The 18,889-nt window shown below is 64.4% G+C and carries 14 protein-coding genes; 10 read left to right on the top strand and 4 right to left on the bottom strand.

Features of this window, described 5'->3' with window-relative positions; translation table 11 throughout:
* Positions 1-24 precede the first annotated feature (24 nt).
* The 3 genes from X743_RS160465 to ftsZ form a co-directional block, all read right to left on the bottom strand.
* The gene (locus tag X743_RS160465; RefSeq protein WP_023764797.1) at positions 25-1,452 is read right to left on the bottom strand and encodes a DUF5691 domain-containing protein; all 1,428 of its coding nucleotides are present in this window, start codon (positions 1,450-1,452) and stop codon (positions 25-27) included.
* Complete coding sequence (locus tag X743_RS160470; protein WP_245264184.1) at positions 1,449-2,828, bottom strand: SWIM zinc finger family protein; 1,380 nt, start codon at positions 2,826-2,828, stop codon at positions 1,449-1,451. The genes X743_RS160465 and X743_RS160470 overlap by 4 nt, the downstream gene beginning before the upstream one ends.
* A 223-nt stretch (positions 2,829-3,051) precedes the next feature.
* On the bottom strand, positions 3,052-4,089 hold the full coding sequence (gene ftsZ, locus X743_RS160475) for a cell division protein FtsZ (RefSeq protein ID WP_023764795.1): 1,038 nt from the start codon (positions 4,087-4,089) through the stop codon (positions 3,052-3,054).
* A gap of 412 nt (positions 4,090-4,501) precedes the next feature.
* Between ftsZ and X743_RS160480 the strand changes: the two genes are divergently transcribed.
* From X743_RS160480 to X743_RS160490, 3 genes are all read left to right on the top strand, one after another.
* Positions 4,502-6,547 (top strand): N,N-dimethylformamidase beta subunit family domain-containing protein, encoded by a 2,046-nt coding sequence (locus tag X743_RS160480; RefSeq protein ID WP_023764794.1) that lies wholly within the window; start codon positions 4,502-4,504, stop codon positions 6,545-6,547.
* Positions 6,548-6,731: 184 nt separating this feature from the next.
* A complete protein-coding gene (locus X743_RS160485; protein ID WP_023764793.1) occupies positions 6,732-7,430 on the top strand; it encodes a GntR family transcriptional regulator in 699 nt (232 codons plus the stop codon).
* A gap of 429 nt (positions 7,431-7,859) precedes the next feature.
* Positions 7,860-9,215 (top strand): glutamine synthetase family protein, encoded by a 1,356-nt coding sequence (locus tag X743_RS160490; protein WP_023764792.1) that lies wholly within the window; start codon positions 7,860-7,862, stop codon positions 9,213-9,215.
* Positions 9,216-9,221: 6 nt separating this feature from the next.
* On the opposite strand, the gene X743_RS160495 is transcribed toward X743_RS160490, so the two are convergent.
* Positions 9,222-10,079: a MurR/RpiR family transcriptional regulator gene (locus X743_RS160495; protein ID WP_023764791.1), complete on the bottom strand. Its 858-nt coding sequence runs from the start codon at positions 10,077-10,079 to the stop codon at positions 9,222-9,224.
* 205 nt (positions 10,080-10,284) lie between these two features.
* Here X743_RS160495 and murA point away from each other — a divergent pair, with 205 nt between their 5' ends.
* The 7 genes from murA to X743_RS160530 all read left to right on the top strand — a co-directional run bounded on the left by murA (position 10,285) and on the right by X743_RS160530 (position 18,789).
* The gene (gene murA, locus X743_RS160500; protein ID WP_023764790.1) at positions 10,285-11,541 is read left to right on the top strand and encodes a UDP-N-acetylglucosamine 1-carboxyvinyltransferase; all 1,257 of its coding nucleotides are present in this window, start codon (positions 10,285-10,287) and stop codon (positions 11,539-11,541) included.
* Positions 11,538-12,419 (top strand): N-acetylglucosamine kinase, encoded by an 882-nt coding sequence (locus X743_RS160505; RefSeq protein ID WP_023764789.1) that lies wholly within the window; start codon positions 11,538-11,540, stop codon positions 12,417-12,419. Before murA ends, X743_RS160505 begins: the two co-directional genes overlap by 4 nt.
* A 173-nt stretch (positions 12,420-12,592) precedes the next feature.
* Positions 12,593-13,516, top strand: coding sequence for an N-acetylmuramic acid 6-phosphate etherase (gene murQ / locus X743_RS160510; RefSeq protein WP_023764788.1), 924 nt, complete (start codon positions 12,593-12,595; stop codon positions 13,514-13,516).
* A gap of 120 nt (positions 13,517-13,636) precedes the next feature.
* On the top strand, positions 13,637-15,154 hold the full coding sequence (locus X743_RS160515; protein WP_023764787.1) for an ABC transporter substrate-binding protein: 1,518 nt from the start codon (positions 13,637-13,639) through the stop codon (positions 15,152-15,154).
* A 91-nt stretch (positions 15,155-15,245) separates the two neighbouring features.
* Complete coding sequence (locus X743_RS160520; RefSeq protein ID WP_023764786.1) at positions 15,246-16,205, top strand: ABC transporter permease; 960 nt, start codon at positions 15,246-15,248, stop codon at positions 16,203-16,205.
* Complete coding sequence (locus tag X743_RS160525) at positions 16,205-17,044, top strand: ABC transporter permease (RefSeq protein WP_023764785.1); 840 nt, start codon at positions 16,205-16,207, stop codon at positions 17,042-17,044. The genes X743_RS160520 and X743_RS160525 overlap by 1 nt, the downstream gene beginning before the upstream one ends.
* Positions 17,041-18,789: an ABC transporter ATP-binding protein gene (locus tag X743_RS160530; protein ID WP_023764784.1), complete on the top strand. Its 1,749-nt coding sequence runs from the start codon at positions 17,041-17,043 to the stop codon at positions 18,787-18,789. Before X743_RS160525 ends, X743_RS160530 begins: the two co-directional genes overlap by 4 nt.
* The last annotated feature ends 100 nt before the right edge of the window (positions 18,790-18,889 follow it).

Below are 18,889 nucleotides of genomic sequence, written 5' to 3'. Positions count from 1 at the left end.
TCTCCGGAGTGATCATGTGTTGGTTCAAGGCCCGGTCAGGGAAGCGTTGAGACGCAAAAGGCCGAGCGAAGGTGCTGCCGGCGCCATGCCGGCCGCGACGACATCGCCGATCAACTTTTCCGCCGCCTCCGCGGTAGTGAGAAAGCCCAGCGTTTCCAGGAGCTGATCAACGCCTCGCTTCACGGCGTCATCGTTTCCCGCAACGGCGGCGCGAAGTGCCGGGAGCGTCTTGCCGTTTATCAGGTCTCCCCATTCCAGCCAGCCCGCTTCGACGCCTTCGACTTGGGTGAGCGCGCCAAGATGCTGCGTGTCCTTCAGGATCAGCCTGATCAGGACACGCTTTCTGCTTCTGTCCAGACGCGGCATTAAATGGAGCACGAAGAGTGCAGGCTTGCCGCCTTGGGCGACAAGCGTGTCTGCCATGTGCGTGACCGCGGCATCGCTGCCTGAGGCCGCGGCCATGCGCGCGACAAGGATATCGGCATTGTTGTCCGCGCCGAACTGCCATGCCCCGATGAAGTCGGACTCGGTAACACCGAAGCGGGCGGCAAGATCAACCAGATTGCAGGTTTCGAACAGTTCGGCGCGGCGGCGTTCCTGCGCCGGGGACTTCAGCTTTGCCGGCGTGTAGGTGGTACGGCGGCGGATGAAGCCGGATTTGCCCTCAGCAATGAAGGCCGCGAGCTCCGCCACTGGATCTTCCGGTCCGCCATCGCCTGGCTGGCCGTGCTCGCCCAACCGTGCCAGCAGCCGGCCGGCCAATTCGCGCACCTTGCCGGAGCGATCGGCGGACAGGCTTTTCAGGAAGGGCACGTCATCGGATCCGAGGCCGAAGTGCATGAGTTCGATGAGTGCAAGCCTCACCTCCGCCGGCTCGCTTGGGCCCTTGGTTTCGATCAACTGCCGGGCCGAGGCTGGCGCGGTGCGGCGCATATCGGCCAGCGCACTGCGGCGCGCGGCCGGATAGAAATCGTCCCAGTTCTGCGCCGTCAGTTGCTCCAGGCTTGTGTGTTTTTCGCCATCCACCCCGGCCTGCCAATCGATCCAGGGCGCATAGACATCCGGGCTGGTCTGATCCGACGCGGCGGGCATCCAGTCCATCGGATGCAGCACGAAGCCGCGGCTGGCGACGAGGGCCACCACACGCGACTTGGTTCTGGCGTCGGCGGCGTGTTTCAGCGCTGCCCGCAAAACCGGTCGCAGCCGCTCAGGCAGCATCGGCAAGGCAAGCTCGGGCAACGGCGGGCGCCGCTTCAGCGTCTTCGGCGCGGCCGGCCGCAAGGCGATTTCTAGGGCTTGCGCGGCGATCGCCAACAGCCGGCGTTCACGCTCGTCGGGGTTTGCACTGCCGGCAATCTCCTTCCACGCGGCCGGAGCCAGGTCGAAGCTTGTCCCACCGGTGATCCAGCTGTCGCGCATCGTCGCGAGCCCTGTCTGCTCGATCTCGTTCACGACAGATCAAGCCTCCCGAACCCGCTTTGCGCCGCCAGCAAAAGAAGCCGGCTGCCGCTCCAAAGTCCGGCCGTCGCCGTGAGGTCCAGCCCAAGCAACGTCGGGCTGACGGTATCGGCAATCGGCAAGGCGATGCCGTGCGGATCATCGGCGGATTGCCACCAGGCATCGCCCCGATCATCCTTCAGGATCGCGCCGGGCGGCAGCATGACAGGACAGTCGGTGAGCCAGGGGGCTCTTTCCTGGTAAGCGACATGGGCCGCGAGCGGATCGGCTATGTCAAAGCCGAAATCCGGCCATTCGCCCGACGAGATATCGCCTTTGCGATCGACCACGAGCGCCCGCAGCGGCTGGCGTGCAGGATAAAAGACCAGCCGGGCATCGAAGCGATCCCCCGGTGTGAAAGCGTTGGAACGACGGCCGGCAGAGGCCGGAAAATAGTCGAGCAGGAGTGCAAATCGCGGACTGGCGCTGTTCAGGTCGAGCAGCCAGGTCGAGTGACTGACGAGACCATCACGGCGAGTTTCGATCTTCTCGCCGAGCACCTCCCAGGCGCTTTCGATCTGCATCGCATCCGGATTGGCCAGCACCTGCTCGCGGCTTTCGGAGCTCGATACCAGCCGCTTCAGCTCAGCATCATCAGGCGTCAATCGCCAGGCCTTGGCCAGCAGTACGAGCTTGCCGAGTTCGCGAATCGCGGCGTCCGGGCGCTCCTCGCTACGCAACCCCATCAGCCGGGATGGAATTTCATCGATGCGGCCGGCAAGCGCTGTCGCCTTCATGTCGACCAGCCGCGCCGCGATGCGGCGGCAACGATCACTGCTGTTGTCGACAAAACCGGCAAGGCCGAGCCGCAACTGATCCGATATCCATTGATCGAGTTCGTCCAAAGCCGCCGAGACCGCGGAGCGCGTATCCTGGGCGCGCTTGCGCTGCGCGGCTTCGCGGCGCTCGACCGAGGCCGCGTCCTCGACAACATCGTTTTCTTCGTCGCGCGAGGCCTCGCCGATGCTCTTGCCTCCCGCACCGGGCGCTGGTGCCTGCGAGGTGGTTTTCCGGCGGCGGCCGAGCCAGTCATTCACCCATTCGGGCGTCGCGCCGGCGGCGGCAAAACTGGCTGGCGTGGTGGCGGCGATCCACATCAGCGCCAATGTGTGCTTGCAGGGAAATTTTCGCGACGGACAGGTGCATTTGTAGCCGTGGTCGCCGGTGTCGACGACGACGCGATAGGGATTGGAACCGGAGCCCTGGCATTCGCCCCAGATGAGCGCCAGCTGCTCGTTCTTTTCAAGCCGTGGCCAGTTCGATTGCTTGGTCAACTTGGAAGCGGCGCTCAACGACGCCTGATCGGGCGCAAGCGCCTCGATGGTTTTCAAGTCAAATTCCAAGCCGCGCCCCTCGTCGCTCGAACGAATGCCGGTCGCCAGTATAGATGGCCATCCGTGACGGATTCTTGTAGCAGCAGCGGGCTATAGATCGATACTGCCGGCCGCATTAATTTTGCGTCGGCCAACCTGATCCTATGCAATGCACGCTACTGTTTAGCGGCCTCCCCCCACGGAAAACAAGTCTCGCCTAGGATACGTCCGAAAGGGCAGCTCACTGCAAGATCCGCGCGGCGGGCGGCATGGAATGGTCATGCTGGATGCCGGCATCGGCGTCGCCGACGCCGAGTGCGCGGTCGAGACCGGTCGCCACCACCGAAACCCGGAAGCGGCCTTCCATGCTCTTGTCGAAGATGGCGCCGACGATGATATCGGCGTCTTCGTAAACCTCCTCGCGGATGCGGGTGGCGGCCTCGTCGACCTCGAACAGGGTCATGTCCCTGCCGCCCGATATCGAGACCAGGACGCCCTTGGCGCCCTTCATCGACACCTCGTCGAGCAGCGGATTGGCGATCGCGGCTTCCGCCGCCTTCATGGCGCGGCTGTCGCCGGACGCCTCGCCGGTTCCCATCATGGCGCGGCCCATGCCGCGCATCACCGATTTGACGTCGGCGAAGTCGAGATTGATCAGGCCTTCCTTGACGATGAGATCGGTGATGCAGCTGACGCCGGAATAGAGCACCCGGTCGGCAATGACGAAGGCGTCGGCGAAGGTGGTCTTGGCATCGGCGATCCGGAACAGGTTCTGGTTGGGGATCACGATCACCGTGTCGGCGGCCTCGCGCAGCCGCTCGATGCCTTCTTCGGCCATCTGCATGCGGCGCCTGCCCTCGAAGGTGAAGGGCTTGGTGACGACGCCCACGGTCAGGATGCCGGCCTTGCGCGCCGCTTGCGCAATGATCGGCGCAGCGCCGGTTCCGGTGCCCCCGCCCATACCGGCGGTGACGAAACACATATGCGTGCCGGCCAGATGATCCATGATCTCGTCGAGCGATTCCTCGGCCGCGGCACGGCCGATCTCGGGGAGCGATCCGGCGCCCAGCCCCTCGGTGACGTGAGCGCCAAGCTGGATCAGCCGCGTCGCCTTCGACATGGTCAACGCCTGCGCATCGGTGTTGGCGGCAATGAACTCGGTTCCCTGAAGCTGCTCCGCGATCATGTTGTTGATGGCGTTGCCGCCGCCGCCGCCGACACCGATGACGGTGATCTTCGGTCTCATCTCGGAGATCTCGGGCTTTGTGAACTCTGCCATGCCGCTTTCTCCTTCATGAATTGCGCGCGCTTCACGGCCCACCCGCACATGCCCTTTGAGGGCAATGCAACCGGGCGGCACGACGCGAATCAGTCCGCCCAAGTGGGTACCCCAAAAAGCCAGAGAGCGGCCAGAGGTGCAAGTCCGCGCAAGCTCAAGATTTATGATGAAGGGGCCGACCTCGCGCGACCGACCTGTCCGGCCCCGGCGATCGGGCGCGGTCCGGTGGCTTTTCAGGACGCCTTGCGCTCGAAAACGTGGCTGGGTCGCCCGCTCCATGATCGCCATGAGCGCGAACAATTCCGCCTGCTATGAAAGACGCATTGTTGTAAAAGCTGCTTGCGAAAAGCAGGGATGCGAGCGATTTGTCCGGTATGCCCTCCGAGGAAGTACACAGGCCGGGATCGCGGAAATGAAACGTCCCGTCGATCATGGCGCCATGGCCGTTTCAGGCTACACGGTACCCTGGCACACGGGGGCCGGGACGCCTATCGCTCTCCATGTCTCCTCGTCACGGCAGGTGCGCGATGTACGGATCGTGCGGCTCGACACAGCCGAGTTCATGGACTGGCATGTCGAACCGACCGGCAATGCCCCGTCGCATCGCGACTTCGATCATGGGTCCTTCCTGAAGATCGCGGCGTCGGAACTGGCCAAGGCCACCGAAATCACCGGTGTCGCCTTCGAGGTGTATTTGACCCGCAATGACGGCGCCCGCGTGCTATTCGAAAGCGGAAATCTGCGTCTCGGGTTGGAGGACGGACGGCTGACGTGGGGCCATGACGGCAAGCTGCTTGAAAAGATATTGCCGGCAAACACCTGGCTGACGGTCGAGATTTCGTCCGATGGCAGCGGGACAGCACTACGGATAAGCTCGGACGATCTCCTGGCGCCGTTTCGCCTGTATCGTCAATTCGACCGGCCCTGGTCCGTGTCCGGCGATATGGCCTTCGGCGCCAGCGCGGCAAACGATGTCAGGTCGCTCAACGCCAAATTCTCGTCGATCGCGCTGCAAAGCGAAACCGGGCGCATCGGCTGGACCTTCCCCACCCTGCTGCCGAGCGGCCCGGTCGCCTCGACAGGTGGCGATAGCGCCCTCTTGCTGGAACCGGTCAACCAGCCGGCGTTCTGCATGACCTCGCGCCGCTGGGACGGGTCAAGCTTCGATCCAAGGCTGGTGCCGTCGCACTACGACGCGGTGCATTGCCATGACGACGATATGGGCGCCCTGCAGTGGCCCGCCTCCTACCATTTGCAGATCCCGGCGGAAGCGTCTGCCGGCGTTTATGCTTTCGAGGTCGGGCATGGGGGTGGATCGGAGCGCATCGTCTTCTTCATCACTTCGACAACACGCCGGGCGCCGCTGCTGTTCCTGGTGCCGACCGCCACCTATCTCGCCTATGCCGATGAATTCCTGCCGGCGCATCTCTACGAATGGATGTGCGAAGACCGTGGCCATCGGTTCGCCATCGATAACAATCTGAAATCGCTCTACGACTATCACAGCGACCTCAGCGGCGTGTCGATCTCGTCCTACAAAAAGCCGAAGGCGACGCTGCGCGACGACTACAATTATCCGCTGTGTGGCTGCCCGCACAATCTGCCCGTCGACCTGCATTTTCTGCGCTTCTGCCACAGTAACGGCATCGCCTTCGATCTCATCACCGACCGCGACCTGCATGAGCGGGGCGTTGCGGGCCTCGAGGAATACGGGGCGGTCATCACCGGCAGCCATCCCGAATACATGTCGGTCGATATGGAACATGCGCTGCGCCAGTTCGCGGCGGCTGGCGGCAGCATCGCCTATCTCGGCGGCAATGGCTTTGCCGGCAAGGTCGCGTTCCAGGACGATCTGATGGAACTGCGCCGCTCGCCGCTCGAGGCGGCCCGGACCTGGGACGGGCCGATCGCCGAACAATCGCTGTCGATCACCAACCAGCCGGGTGGCTATCTCCGCGCCAGCGGGCTCGGCGAATTCTCGCTGACCGGCGTCGCCATTTCGCTGATGGGTTTCGATGCCGCGCGGCCCTTTACGCGCACGCCGGAAAGCCATGACGCTTCCGCGGCATGGCTGTTCGACGACGTCGCCAGCGAGACCTTCGGCGACGAGGGCATCGTGCTTGGGGGTGCTGCCGGCTACGAGGTCGACGCCACCGACCCGCATCTTGGCACCTCTCCCGATACGATAGTCATTGCCCGCGCGACCGGCTTCCCCGACAGCTTCGTCCACGACGCGACGCGCTGGTACGAGGGCGGCGCGGACGAACGCGCATCGCGGCGCTGCGCGGAGATGACGCTGCGCCATCTGCATTCGGGCGGTCTGATCTTCTGCGCAAGTTCGGTCGCCTGGTGCGGCGCCTTGCCTGCCGGCGACGCCATGAACGACGTCGGCAGGATCACGAAGAATTTGCTGACGCATCTGGCTGCGGCAAAGGGCCCGGCGAACCCTGATCGATGAGCGTTCTCGCGCCTGCGAGCGGCATCACGGAAGTCGCGTCATTGGCGGCCGAGAACCGAGACCTCATCCGCCTGCGGCATCGCGCGTTGGCTTGCCGGTCGATGATCCAAGTGTCTATCATGCCCCGTCCGCGGCTGTTGTCGTCAGGCCAGATTTCAGAACGAGCGAAGTAGCGCCCCCGCCAATGGCCGACAGAACACAATTCGGGTTGAGCGCCGTCGACACCGTCCCCTTGCATGAGAAGGTCTATCTGGAGCTCGTGCGGGCCCTGATGTCCGGCCAGTTCGCACCCGGCCAGAGGCTGACCTCGCGCAAGCTCGCCAAGGAGCTTGGCACCAGCGACATGCCGGTGCGCAGCGCCTTCATGCGGCTGCAGGCGCTGCGGGCGTTGAGCCCGATGCCGAACGGCAGCGTCGAGGTGCCCGTCATTTCTGCCGAACGGTTCTCGCAATTGACCGCCGTGCGCACGATCCTCGAAGGCTCGGCGACCGAACTTGCGACCAAACGCATCAACGGCAACAATCTGCGCGCGATCCGACGCCATTGCAGCGAACTCACTCTCGCGGCGCGCGAAGGCGATATCGACGACTATCTCAGGAAGAACCACGGCTTCAAATTCTCGATCTATCGCCATTGCGGCAACGAGCAGATGATCTTCCTGATCGAGACCGTCTGGATGCAGGTTGGCCCCTTCCTGAGAAACCTCGCCATGGGCTTCGAGGACGACCTCTCCTCCATCCTCGACATCGACTATCACGAGGAGGTGGTCGCGGCGATCGAGGCCCAGGACGGCGCGCGCGCCCGTGCGGCCATCGTTCGCGACATCGACGAAGGCGCCGCCCACATCCTGCGGCAAGCCAGGTTTCCGGAATCCAGGAGCTAGGATTGGGACTTCTGATAGGCGGCTATGGTTCTTTCCACCTTGGAGATTGGCTGAAGCCTCTCGTCATCCTAGGGCGGAGCAAGGAGCGAAGCCCGTGGATGACGAAATCATTGATGTTTCCGCTAATCGCAAGGCATGCGGTCCATCAACGCAAGGGGATCAAGACTTCCTGCCGAAGGACCAGCATCCACCCAAGAGCTGCGGGCCTAGAAATGCCCCTTGGCTTTCCACCTTCTTGCCTCTATGTTGCGATCGCAGATCGCGAAATTGGTTTTGAAATGCCTCCCGACATCCCCGCTAATGAGTTGAAAAAATAAGGAAATCTATCCGGCATCTGCCGGATATGCTTCCCGAAAACTCACAAGCATTTTTACCAGGGATAGCGCAGCCAGCCGGGCTTGGGCACCTTCGAAAACCAGAGGTTTGAAATTGAGCGATGCAATTGCGGACGTGTTGAACTGGCTTGAAAGCAGAAACGACATACAAAGCCTGAGGGCGGCGGTGTGCGACCTCAACGGCGTCATGCGCGGAAAACGCATCCCCGTCGAGCAGGCGCGCAAGGCGCTGGAGGGCAAGCTGCGCATGCCCTATTCGCTGATCGGGCTGGACATCTGGGGCGAGGACATCGAGGGCAACACGCTGGTTTTCTCGACTGGCGACGCGGATGGACTTTGCCAGTGGACGGGACGCGGCATTCTGCCGGTGGAATGGACGGCGCATCCGACGGCGCTCGTCCCGCTCTGGCTCGCCGACGAAAACGGTTCGCCCTATCTCGGCGATCCCCGGCGGGCGCTGGCCCGCATCCTCGACCGCTACAAGGCGCTTGGCCTGACCCCGGTCGCGGCAACGGAACTGGAGTTCTACCTGGTCGATCCGCAATCGCAGCGGCCGGTCGGGCCGGTGTCACCGGTCACTGGGCGGCGCCTCGATTCCGACGCGGCGCTGTCGATCGACGAGATCGACGATTTCGAGGCCTTCATCCACGACGTCTATGAGGCCTGCCGGGCGCAAGGCATCCCCGTCGATACGGCGATCGCCGAAAATGGCGTCGGCCAGTTCGAGATCAATCTGAACCATGTCGCGGACGCGCTGCGGGCGGCCGACGACGCCGTGCTGTTCAAGCGCACGGTGAAGGGCATTGCCCGCAAGCACGGCTTTGCCGCCTGCTTCATGGCAAAACCCTATGGCGACCGGGCCGGCAACGGCTTTCATGTCCATTTCAGCGTGGTCGATGCCGAAGGGCGCAACGTGTTCGACGACGGCACCGATCAGGGTTCGGAAACCATGCGCCACGCGGTCGGCGGGCTGCTCGCGGCAATGGCCGAGAGCACGCTGGTGTTCGCACCGCACTTCAATTCCTACCGCAGGCTTCGCCCGCGCTCCTATGCGCCGACCGCTGTCGCCTGGGGTTACGAGAACCGCATGGTCGCGATCCGCATTCCCGGCGGCCCGACCGCCGCGCGCCGCATCGAGCATCGCGTGTCGGGAGCGGACGCCAATCCCTATCTCGTGCTGGCCGCCATACTGGGCGCGGCGCTGATCGGCATTGAAAGGCAGATGTCGCCGGGCGAGCCGACAGGCAGCGATGGACAAGGCGTTGTCCCAGCCAAGCTGCCGCCGGACTGGGCGTCGGCGATCGCGACGTTCGAAAGCGGAACGCATGTGGCGGAGATCTTCCCGGCGATCCTGCGCGACTCCTTCATCGCCTGCAAACGCCAGGAGCTGAACACGTTCGCCCTCAATGTCAGCGACTTCGAGATCGAGACCTATCTCGAAAGCGTCTAGGCCCTACTACGACCGCTCGGCTTTCAGCACCGAGACCGCCGCCTCGCTGTTGTGGACATAGTCGTTGGCGTCCGGCTGCCTCTGCACAAGAAGGATGAACAACAGGTCGGTCAGCGCCAGCTGCGCGTCGCGCGCGGTGATGGAGGAGGAGCGCGCACGCTCCTCGTCGGCGATGGTGTAGAGGCAGATGTCCGCGACGCGGCTCAGCGGATTGTCGTGGAGGCCGGTGACGGCGATCACCATCGTGCCGCGCTTGCGGGCCAGCTCGGCGATGCGCAAGGTTTCGATGCTGGCGCCGGAATAGGAGAGCGCGAACAGCACGTCGCCGGGTCCGAGCGTCGCGGCATTGGCCATCTGGATGTGGCTGTCGCTGTCATGCAGCACATTGCGGCCGAGCTTCATCAGCTTGTAGGAGAAATCGCGCGCCACCAGCGAGGAGGCGCCGACGCCGGCCAGATGGACGCGGCGCGCGCCATCCAGCAATTCCAGCGTCCTGGTGATGATGCGCTCCGTATTGGCGGCGACGGTCTGCTGCATCGACAGAAGCTTGCTGCCGATCAGCTTCTTCAGGATCACCTGGTAGCCGTCGCCGACCTCGATCGACCCGTGGATGACGCCGGCCGGCACCTGCCACTCCTGCGCCTTGGCCTCGCTGACCGCGAGCTTGAGTTCCTGGTAGCTGGCATAGCCGAGCTTCTGGCTGAACTTGACGACGCTCGACTGGCTGCGCCCGATCTCGGCCGCAAGTGCCGCCGTCGAGAGCCGCAGCATCTGGTCGGGATTGTCGACGATGTAGCGGCCAATCTCGCGATCGCCGGTCGCCATGCCGTCGAGCTTCGCATTGATCCTGTTCAGAATGGACAAGGGATTGCCTCGCGCTTTTCGGTCCCGCACGCCGACAGCCATTTGTCATCGCTCCTGGCTGGCAGCCTATGGAACCAAGGAATAAATTATTCCAATTTCGATTGACAGCCGAGAATGCAGAATTAATTCTCGAACGGGATCGGGTGGAAATCCGGATTCTGAACAGACCCGAACGCCCCGGCTTTCGTCGCACAAGGTTTCAGCCATGGACAGATTGCGGATCGTCGGCGGGCACAGGCTGCAAGGCGCGGTCACCATATCAGGCGCAAAAAACGCCGCGCTGCCGCAGATCGCGGCCGCCCTGCTCAGCCCATACCCGCTCGAACTGACCAACCTGCCCGATGTGACCGACGTCGAGAACATGCTCGGCGTCGTGCGGCTTCACGGCGCCGAAGTCACACGGGCCGCGTATGCCGCGACGATCGATACCAGTACTGCCGTGTCCAAGGAAACGTCCTACGACACGGTCCGAAAGATGCGGGCGACGGTGCTGGTGCTGGCACCGCTGCTTGCACGCTTCGGCCACGCGCGGGTTTCGCTGCCGGGCGGCTGCGCCATCGGCGCGCGGCCGGTCGATATGCATGTTTCGTCGCTAGCAGCCTTGGGCGCCACGATCGCCATCGAAAACGGTTCGATCGTCGCGTCGGCGCCGAACGGGCTGACCGGCACGCGCATCGTGCTCAGTTCGCCGTCGGTCGGGGCAACGGAAACCGCCATGATGGCGGCAACGACGGCCCAAGGCGAAACCGAGATCCTCAACGCGGCGCGCGAGCCGGAAGTGGCTGACCTCGCCGCTTGCCTCACCGCCATGGGCGCGCGCGTCGAGGGCGCCGGCACGCACCGCATCCTGATCGCCGGCGACACTTCCTGGCAAGCGGCCAGGCACGACATCATCCCGGACCGGATCGAGGCCGGCACCTATGCCATTGCCGCGGCGATCACCGGCGGCCAGCTCGAGCTCACCCATGCCCGGCTCGAGCACATGGCTTCGGTGGTGCAATTGCTGGAGGCCACCGGCGTCAGCGTCTGGCCCGGCGACCGTGGGCTGATCGTCTCGCGCGACCGGCCGCTTAAGGCGGTCGACCTTACGACGGAACCCTATCCGGGATTTCCGACCGACCTGCAGGCGCAGTTCATGGCGCTGATGTGCTGCGCGAAGGGCGCATCGCTGCTGCGCGAGACCATTTTCGAAAACCGCTTCATGCATGTGCCCGAGCTGATGCGCCTCGGCGCCAACATCAAGCTGCAGGGAACCATGGCGCTGGTGCGCGGCGGCGAGAAACTGCACGGCGCGCAGGTGATGGCCACCGACCTGCGCGCTTCGGTGTCGCTCGTGCTGGCGGCGTTGGTCTCCGAGGGCGAGACCATCATCAACCGCGTCTATCACCTCGACCGTGGCTACGAGCAACTGGACCGCAAACTGCGCCTTTGCGGGGCCGATATCGAGCGGCTGAGCGCATGAGCGGCGGCCGATCCGACTATTTTCTCGGCGTCGATGGTGGCGGCACCGGCTGCCGGGCCCGCATCGAAGACGCCGATGGAACCGTGCTGGGACAGGGCCTGTCCGGCCCGGCGACGACGCGGCTCGGCATCGATGCTGCCTGGGCCTCGATTTCCAGAGCATTTGACGCGGCGGTCGAGGAGGCCGGTTTCGGCCCGGACGAAACCGCTCGTGTCAGCGCCGGCATCGGCCTTGCCGGTATCGGCCGCAAGGGCGCGCTGGAGGCGTTGCGGGCGATCGCGCATCCCTTTGCCAGCATAGATTTCGTCAGCGATGGCGTCGGTGCCTGCCTCGGCGCGCATTCCGGCCAGGACGGCGCCATCGTCATTGCCGGCACGGGCTCGATCGGTCTGGGCTTTGTCGAGGGCCGCGACCTGCGCGTCGGCGGTTACGGCTTTCCGATTTCCGACGAGGGCAGCGGCGCCGATCTTGGCCTGAAAGCCGTGCAGCTGGCGCTGCGCGCCCATGACGACCGGCACGAGCGGACGCCGTTGCTGGCCGAGGTGATGCAGCGCTTCGAGGGCGATCCCATGGAAGCGGTCGCCTGGATGGACCGCGCCAGCGCCACGGACTACGCCGTGCTGGCGCCGATGGTGATGCGCCATGCCGACCAGGGCGACCCGGCCGGGCGGCGTATCGTGCAAGGCGCGGCCGAGCAGATCGATACGCTGGTGCGGGTGCTGTTCGAAAAAGGCGCGCCGCGCGTGACCTTGCTGGGCGGCCTCGCCAGTCCGCTCGAGCCCTGGCTTTCTCCCGATGTGCGGCGCCGGCTGAAACCCGCCGACGGGGACGCCGTATCCGGCGCGATCATCCTTGCCAAAAGGGCGCTTAGCGTCTGACCCCGTAGGAATAATCTATTCCAGATATGTGTTGACGGTAGGAATATTCAATTCTAAAAAGTTAACAAAAGCGAGCACGGCGGCCAGCACGGACCTTATAGGCGGTACGCGGCGTTTCAGGCGAAGAGCGCTGCCTCGCCGCTGGCTCCGCCGTATGGTTTGAAAGCACTGGAATGACCGAGCAAGGGTTGATGTCTGAGCTGGATCGGCTGGTTTCCGAGGGTCGAAATCCTCGAACTGTCGATATCGACCTGCTGCCGACCATCGACGTGCTGCACAAGATCAATGACGAGGACAGGGTTGTGCCGGCGGCTGTCGAAAAGGTGCTGCCGGAAATCGCCGCCGCGGTCGATTGTATCGTGCTCGCCTTCCAGAAAGGCGCGCGGCTGATCTACCTGGGCGCCGGCACCAGCGGGCGGCTTGGCGTTCTCGACGCCTCCGAATGCCCACCCACCTTCGGCGTGCCCGAAGGTATGGTGGTTGGCCTGATCGCCGGTGGTGCCGATGCCTTGGTGCGATCATTGGAAGGCGCCGAGGACGATCCGAAAATGGGCGCCAGGGCCTTGCAGGAGATCGGGCTCACGCAGGACGACGTTGTCGTCGGCATTGCGGTCAGCGGGCGCACGCCCTATGTCGTCGGTGGGCTGACCTATGCCAGGCAGGTGGGCTCAACCACGGTTGCCCTGTCCTGCAATCCGGCATCGACCATTGCCGGCATCGCCGACATCGCGATCTCGCCGGTCGTCGGCCCGGAGGTGCTCACCGGCTCGACCCGGCTGAAGTCGGGAACCGCGCAGAAGCTTGTGCTCAATATGCTGACCACGGCCTCGATGATTCGCATCGGCAAGAGCTATGAGAATCTGATGGTCGACCTCAACCCGTCCAACAGGAAGCTGGTGGCGAGGGCGATCAGGATCGTCATGCAGACGACCGGCTGCCCGGCGCAGCAGGCCAGACAGGCGCTCACCCAGACCGGCAATGACGTGAAGCTGGCGATCCTGGTGACGATCACCGGCATGGGTGTCGAGGAAGCGCGGACAGCGCTCGGCAAGGCTGGAGGATTCCTGCGCAAGGCAATCAGCAACGGGAAGGCATGAGCCGTATGGGACAGACGCCGTCAGGCCGCATAGACTGGGCCGATACTCCGAAGCATGTGTGTCTGGAAGCGGTCGGCAGAAACTGCAAGGCATCAAGTCAACTCATAATGGGAGACGAAAATGACAAGGCATTTCACGAGAACCCTGCTGTCGGGCATCACGGTTGCAGCGATGCTCGGCATCGCGACGGTCTCGGCCCAGGCCGCAACGCTGCACATGGCCTGGTCGCAGGACGCCACCGGGCTTGACCCGCACAAGCAGACGGCCTTTTCGTCGCTGCGGCTGCTGGAACTGATTTATGAGCCGCTGGTGCGGGTCGATGCCAGCCTGCAGATCATCCCCGCCATCGCCACGTCTTGGCAGTTTTCGCAAGACGGCAAGGAACTGACCTTCAAACTCGACCCAAAGGCGAAATTCCAGGATGGCACGACCGTCACCTCGGCCGACGTCAAGGCCTCGTTCGAACGCATCCTCGACGAGAAGACGGGGGCGGCCGCCCGCGCCAATTTCCTGTCGATCGCCAGCATCGACACGCCTGATCCGGCGACCGTCGTGTTCCATCTGTCGCAGCCCGACGTACCGATCCTGACGGCGATGACCGACGTCAACGCGGCCATCGTCCCGGCCGGCGAGATCAAGGCCGGCTCGATCGGCACCAAGGCGCTCGGCTCCGGTCCGTTCAAGCTCGACAAATGGGACCCCAACGCCAAGGAAGTCTTGAGCGCCAACAAGGACTGGGCCGGGGGTGCTACCGGCGTCGACCGGATCGAGATCAGCGTGCTGCCCGATGAAGCGGCGATCCTGGCCGCCATGCGCAGCAAGCAGATTGATTTCGCGCTGCTCAACGATCCGCTGGTCGCCACGCTGGTGCCGAAGGAGGCCAGCCTGCAGCTCAACCGCGCGCCGGTGCTCGCCTACAACGTGCTGCAGCTCAATCCGTCGCGCAAGCCGATGACCGAGCTCAAGGTGCGCCAGGCGATCTCCTGCGCCATCGATCGGCAGGAGGTGCTGGACACCGCCGCGCTCGGCGAAGGCAAGGTCACCGGCCCGCTGACCATCCCCGCGCTCGCGACGGATCCCAGCCAGCTGTTCTGCTACAAGCGCGACGTCGAGAAGGCCAAGAAGCTGATGGAAGAGGCCGGCTTTGCCGACGGCTTTTCGGCGACGGTGATCGGCGCTACCGGCGAACCGCCGACGGCGGCGGCGGAGGCCCAGGTCATCCAGTCGCAGCTCGCCGAAATCGGCGTCAAGCTCGACATCAAGATGATGGAGCTCAACGTCTATGTCGACGCCTGGCTGAAGGGCGATTTCGACATGGCGATCGCGCTCAATGGCGGCCGCGCCGACCCCTATACGATGTACAACCGCTACTGGACCAAGGCAGGCAATCTGCAGAAGGTGGCGAACTACATCGACGACACGCTGGACAGCCAGATGCAGCAGGGCCGCGCCGAGACCAATCCGGCCAAACGCAAGGCGATCTTCGCCGCGTTCGAGAAGCACCTCGCGGAGATGTCGCCGTGGATCTGGCTCTACACGTCCTACAGCTACACGGCCCAGCAGAAAACCGTCTCCGGCTTCGTGCCGACCCCGACGGGCACGCTGTTCAGCCTGAGCAAGGTTACCGTCCAGCAGTAGCCGCCTCCAGATCAGTGGATAGAGCATGATGTCGTCCGAAAACCGCTTCACACTTTTCGGCATCATGCCCTAGACGAGAGGTATCCTTCGCGTGAACTATCTGATGCGGCGACTGGCGACGTTTCCTCTTGTCCTGCTTGGCGTGTCCATCCTGGTCTTCGTGGCGATCCGGATGGTGCCGGGCGATTCGATCACGGCGATGCTGGGGACGGAAGCCGGCCTGCTGACGCCGGCGCAACGGGATTCGCTCGCCGCCTATTTCGGCATCGACCAGCCCTGGTTCGTCCAGTACTGGCGCTGGATAGGCGGTATCCTGTACGGCAATTTCGGCATCTCCGTCACCTATGGCAGGCCGGTGCTCGACGTCATCCTCGAGCGCTTTCCGCTGACGCTCGAACTGGCCGTGCTGTCGATGGTCATCGCGCTGGCGGTCGGCCTGCCGGCAGGGATCTACGCCGCCACGCATAGTGAAAAAGCGTCCGATCTCGGGGTGCGCATCGTCGCCATGATCGGCCAGTCGACGCCGAGCTTCGTGCTTGGCCTTTTGATCATCTACACGCTGTCGGCGGGCTTCGGCGTGCTGCCGGCGATGGGCGAATTCGCGCCGCTCTGGCAGGATCCGCTGCGCAATCTCAGCCAGCTGATCCTGCCCGCCATCACGCTCGGCTTCGCCTTTGCGGCGTCGGTCACCCGCATAGCGCGTTCGGCCATGCTCGACGTGTTGAGCGACGACTATGTGCGCACCGCCCGCAGCAAAGGCGCGTCGGCACGCAGCGTCATCTGGCGGCATGCGCTGCCCAATGCGCTGATCCCGGTGGTGACGCTGAGCGGGATCGAGTTCGGTTATCTCCTGGGCGGCGCCGTCATCGTAGAGCAGATCTACGCCCTGCCCGGCCTCGGCCGCATGGTGCTCGACGCGATCCTGCAGCGCGACTACGCGCTGGTGCAGGGATCCGTGCTGTTCATCGCCTTCAACTTCATGATCGTCAACCTCCTGGTCGATCTCGCCTATGTCGCGCTCGATCCGCGCATCCGGCTGGGAGAGCAATGATGCGCATTCCGCGCGCCATTTTCGGGCATGGCAGTGGCCGCATCGGCGGTGTCATCGTCTGCATCTATCTCGTGCTCGCTATCCTCGGCCTCCTCGGGCTGACGCCGCACAACCCGATCACGCAGTTCCGCGTCGACCGGCTGCATGCGCCGGGAGCCGCCTACTGGATGGGCACCGACCTGTTCGGCCGCGACGTGGCCAGCCGGCTGATGGCGGGCATCGGCCAGTCCTTTACGGTCGCCTTCTTCTCGGTCGCTTTCGCCGCCCTTGCCGGTACGGTTCTGGGCCTAGCCGCCGCCTGGCTCGGCCGCCGCTGGGACGGCGTGGTGATGCGGATCATGGATGTGCTGCTGGCCTTTCCGGCGATCCTGCTGGCGCTGCTCATCGTCACCGTTGCCGGGCCGGGCACCTGGACCAGCGTCGTTGCCATCGGCATCGTCTACACGCCGATCTTCACCCGCGTGGTGCGCGGCCCGGCCTTGTCGCTCAAGGCACGCGAATTCGTCGACGCCGCGCGCACCTTCGGCAGCAGCTCGAGCTACATCGTGACGCGGCATCTGCTGCTCAATCTGGTGGCGCCATTGACCGTCCAGGTGACGCTGGCGCTGGCCTGGGCATTGCTCACGGAAGCCGGTTTGAGCTTTCTCGGACTCGGCACGCAGCCACCGGCCGCGTCGCTCGGCCTGATGCTAAGCGACAGCCGCAATCTGATGGAGACCGCGCCCTGGCTGATGATCTTCCCCGGCCTGACCATCATGATCAGCATCCTCGGCTTCAACCTGCTTGGCGACGCGCTGCGGGACATCCTCGACCCGAAGATGCGGAGGGCGCCGGCATGAGCCTCTTGCTGTCGATATCGGACCTGCGCGTCGGCTTCGGCCGCAACCCGCAAGCCAATGAGGTGGTGCGCGGCGTCAGCTTCGATCTCGCCGACGGCGAGACGCTGGCCATTGTCGGGGAAAGCGGCTCGGGCAAATCCGTCACCGCGCTGTCGATCAATCGGCTTATCGATTTCGGCGGCGGCCGCATCACCGGCGGCGCCATGAAGCTGAAGCGCGCCGACGGCAGCCTCTTCGACCTGATGGACGCCACCGAGCCGCAACTGATCCGCATTCGGGGCGCCGAGATCGGCATGATCTTCCAGGAGCCGATGACCTCGCTCAATCCGGTGCTGACCATCGGTTCGCAGATCGAGGAATCGTTTCGCCTGCACCGAGGCCTGACCGGCCGGCAAGCCATGGCCGCGGCCAAGGATGCACTCGACCGCGTGCGCATTCCCGATGCCGCGCGGCGGCTGAAATACACGCCCAACCAGCTGTCGGGCGGCATGCTGCAGCGGGTGATGATCGCCATTGCGCTGGCCTGCAATCCACGCCTGCTGATCGCCGACGAGCCGACGACCGCGCTCGATGTCACCGTGCAGGCGCAGATCATGGCGCTGCTGGCCGAGCTGAAGCGCGAGACCGGCATGTCGATGATCTTCATCACCCACGACATCGGCCTGGTTGCCGGCATTGCCGACAAGGTGATGGTGATGCAGAACGGACGGGCCGTCGAACAGGGCGAGCTGAACCAGATCCTCGACAGGCCGCAGCATCCCTACACGCAGCATCTGCTGCAGGACGTGCCGCATTTCACCAACGGCAGGGCGACGCGTGCCGACGGACAGCGCAAGGAGGATGCAAGGGCAGAACCGGCCTTGAAGGTCGATGGTCTTGTCGTGCGGTTTCCGCTCAAGAGCAATTTCTTCAGCCGCGCCACCGGCGCGGTGCACGCCGTCGACGGCGTCGACTTCGACCTGATGCCGGGCGAGACGCTGGCGATTGTCGGCGAGAGCGGCTCGGGCAAGTCGACCACGGCAAAGGCGGTCCTTGGGCTGATACGTTCCACGCGTGGCAACTTCTCGGTCGGCATCCGAAAGGCATCGGCGGAGCACAGCGCCAAGCCCGTGCAGATGGTGTTCCAGAACCCCTACGCTTCGCTCAACCCAAGGCTGACCATCGAGAGCATCCTGGCCGAGCCGGTGATCGCCACCAGCGGCCGCGCGAATGCCGAAGCCCGAACCAGGATGGCGAACCTGCTGGAACGCGTCGGCCTGCCCAAGAACAGCCTGGAGCGTTATCCGCATGAATTCTCCGGCGGCCAGCGGCAAAGGCTGTGCATAGCACGCGCGCTGATGCTCAACCCGTCCGTGGTCGTGCTGGATGAAGCGGTGTCGGCGCTGGACGTCTCGGTGCAGGCCAAGGTGCTTGAATTGCTGGTCGACCTGCAGCGCGAGTTCGGGCTGGCCTATCTGTTCATCTCGCACGACATGGCGGTCGTCGAGCGGATCGCTCACCGCATCGCCGTCATCTATGCCGGCCAGATCGTCGAGGTCGGCGACGCGGCCTCGGTGCTGTCGAAGCCGCGGCATTCCTATACGAAGAAGCTGATTGCCGCCGTTCCGACAATCGCGCGGCGGCGCGAGCATTTCGAGCTCGACACGCGGCAGGTTCCCTCGCTGGTGCGCCCGCAGGGGTTCGAGCCGGCACCGGCGCGGTGGGAGGAGTTCGGCGGGGATCATCGAGCGAGGGTGGAAGGGTGATGCCTGTGCTCCAGACACATCCAAACTCGGCGGGACAGCACCCCCCTCTGCCCTGCCGGGCATCTCCCCCTCAAGGGGGGAGATTGGATGCCGCATCGGC

Origin of the sequence: Mesorhizobium sp. LNHC232B00 (assembly GCF_000502435.1) — a bacterium.
Taxonomy (GTDB): Bacteria; Pseudomonadota; Alphaproteobacteria; order Rhizobiales; family Rhizobiaceae; genus Mesorhizobium; species Mesorhizobium opportunistum.
The sequence above is the reverse complement of the archived record's forward strand: the minus strand, read 5'-3'. Positions and strand labels throughout refer to the sequence as shown.

What these genes read in the sequence shown, in the direction of transcription:
- ftsZ (WP_023764795.1), bottom strand. Translation starts at nt 4,089, where the DNA reads ATGGCAGAGTTCACAAAGCCCGAGATCTCCGAGATGAGACCGAAGATC.
- X743_RS160530 (WP_023764784.1), top strand. Translation starts at nt 17,041, where the DNA reads ATGAGCCTCTTGCTGTCGATATCGGACCTGCGCGTCGGCTTCGGCCGC.
- X743_RS160505 (WP_023764789.1), top strand. Translation starts at nt 11,538, where the DNA reads ATGAGCGGCGGCCGATCCGACTATTTTCTCGGCGTCGATGGTGGCGGC.
- murA (WP_023764790.1), top strand. Translation starts at nt 10,285, where the DNA reads ATGGACAGATTGCGGATCGTCGGCGGGCACAGGCTGCAAGGCGCGGTC.
- X743_RS160485 (WP_023764793.1), top strand. Translation starts at nt 6,732, where the DNA reads ATGGCCGACAGAACACAATTCGGGTTGAGCGCCGTCGACACCGTCCCC.
- murQ (WP_023764788.1), top strand. Translation starts at nt 12,593, where the DNA reads ATGACCGAGCAAGGGTTGATGTCTGAGCTGGATCGGCTGGTTTCCGAG.
- X743_RS160515 (WP_023764787.1), top strand. Translation starts at nt 13,637, where the DNA reads ATGACAAGGCATTTCACGAGAACCCTGCTGTCGGGCATCACGGTTGCA.
- X743_RS160480 (WP_023764794.1), top strand. Translation starts at nt 4,502, where the DNA reads ATGAAACGTCCCGTCGATCATGGCGCCATGGCCGTTTCAGGCTACACG.
- X743_RS160525 (WP_023764785.1), top strand. Translation starts at nt 16,205, where the DNA reads ATGCGCATTCCGCGCGCCATTTTCGGGCATGGCAGTGGCCGCATCGGC.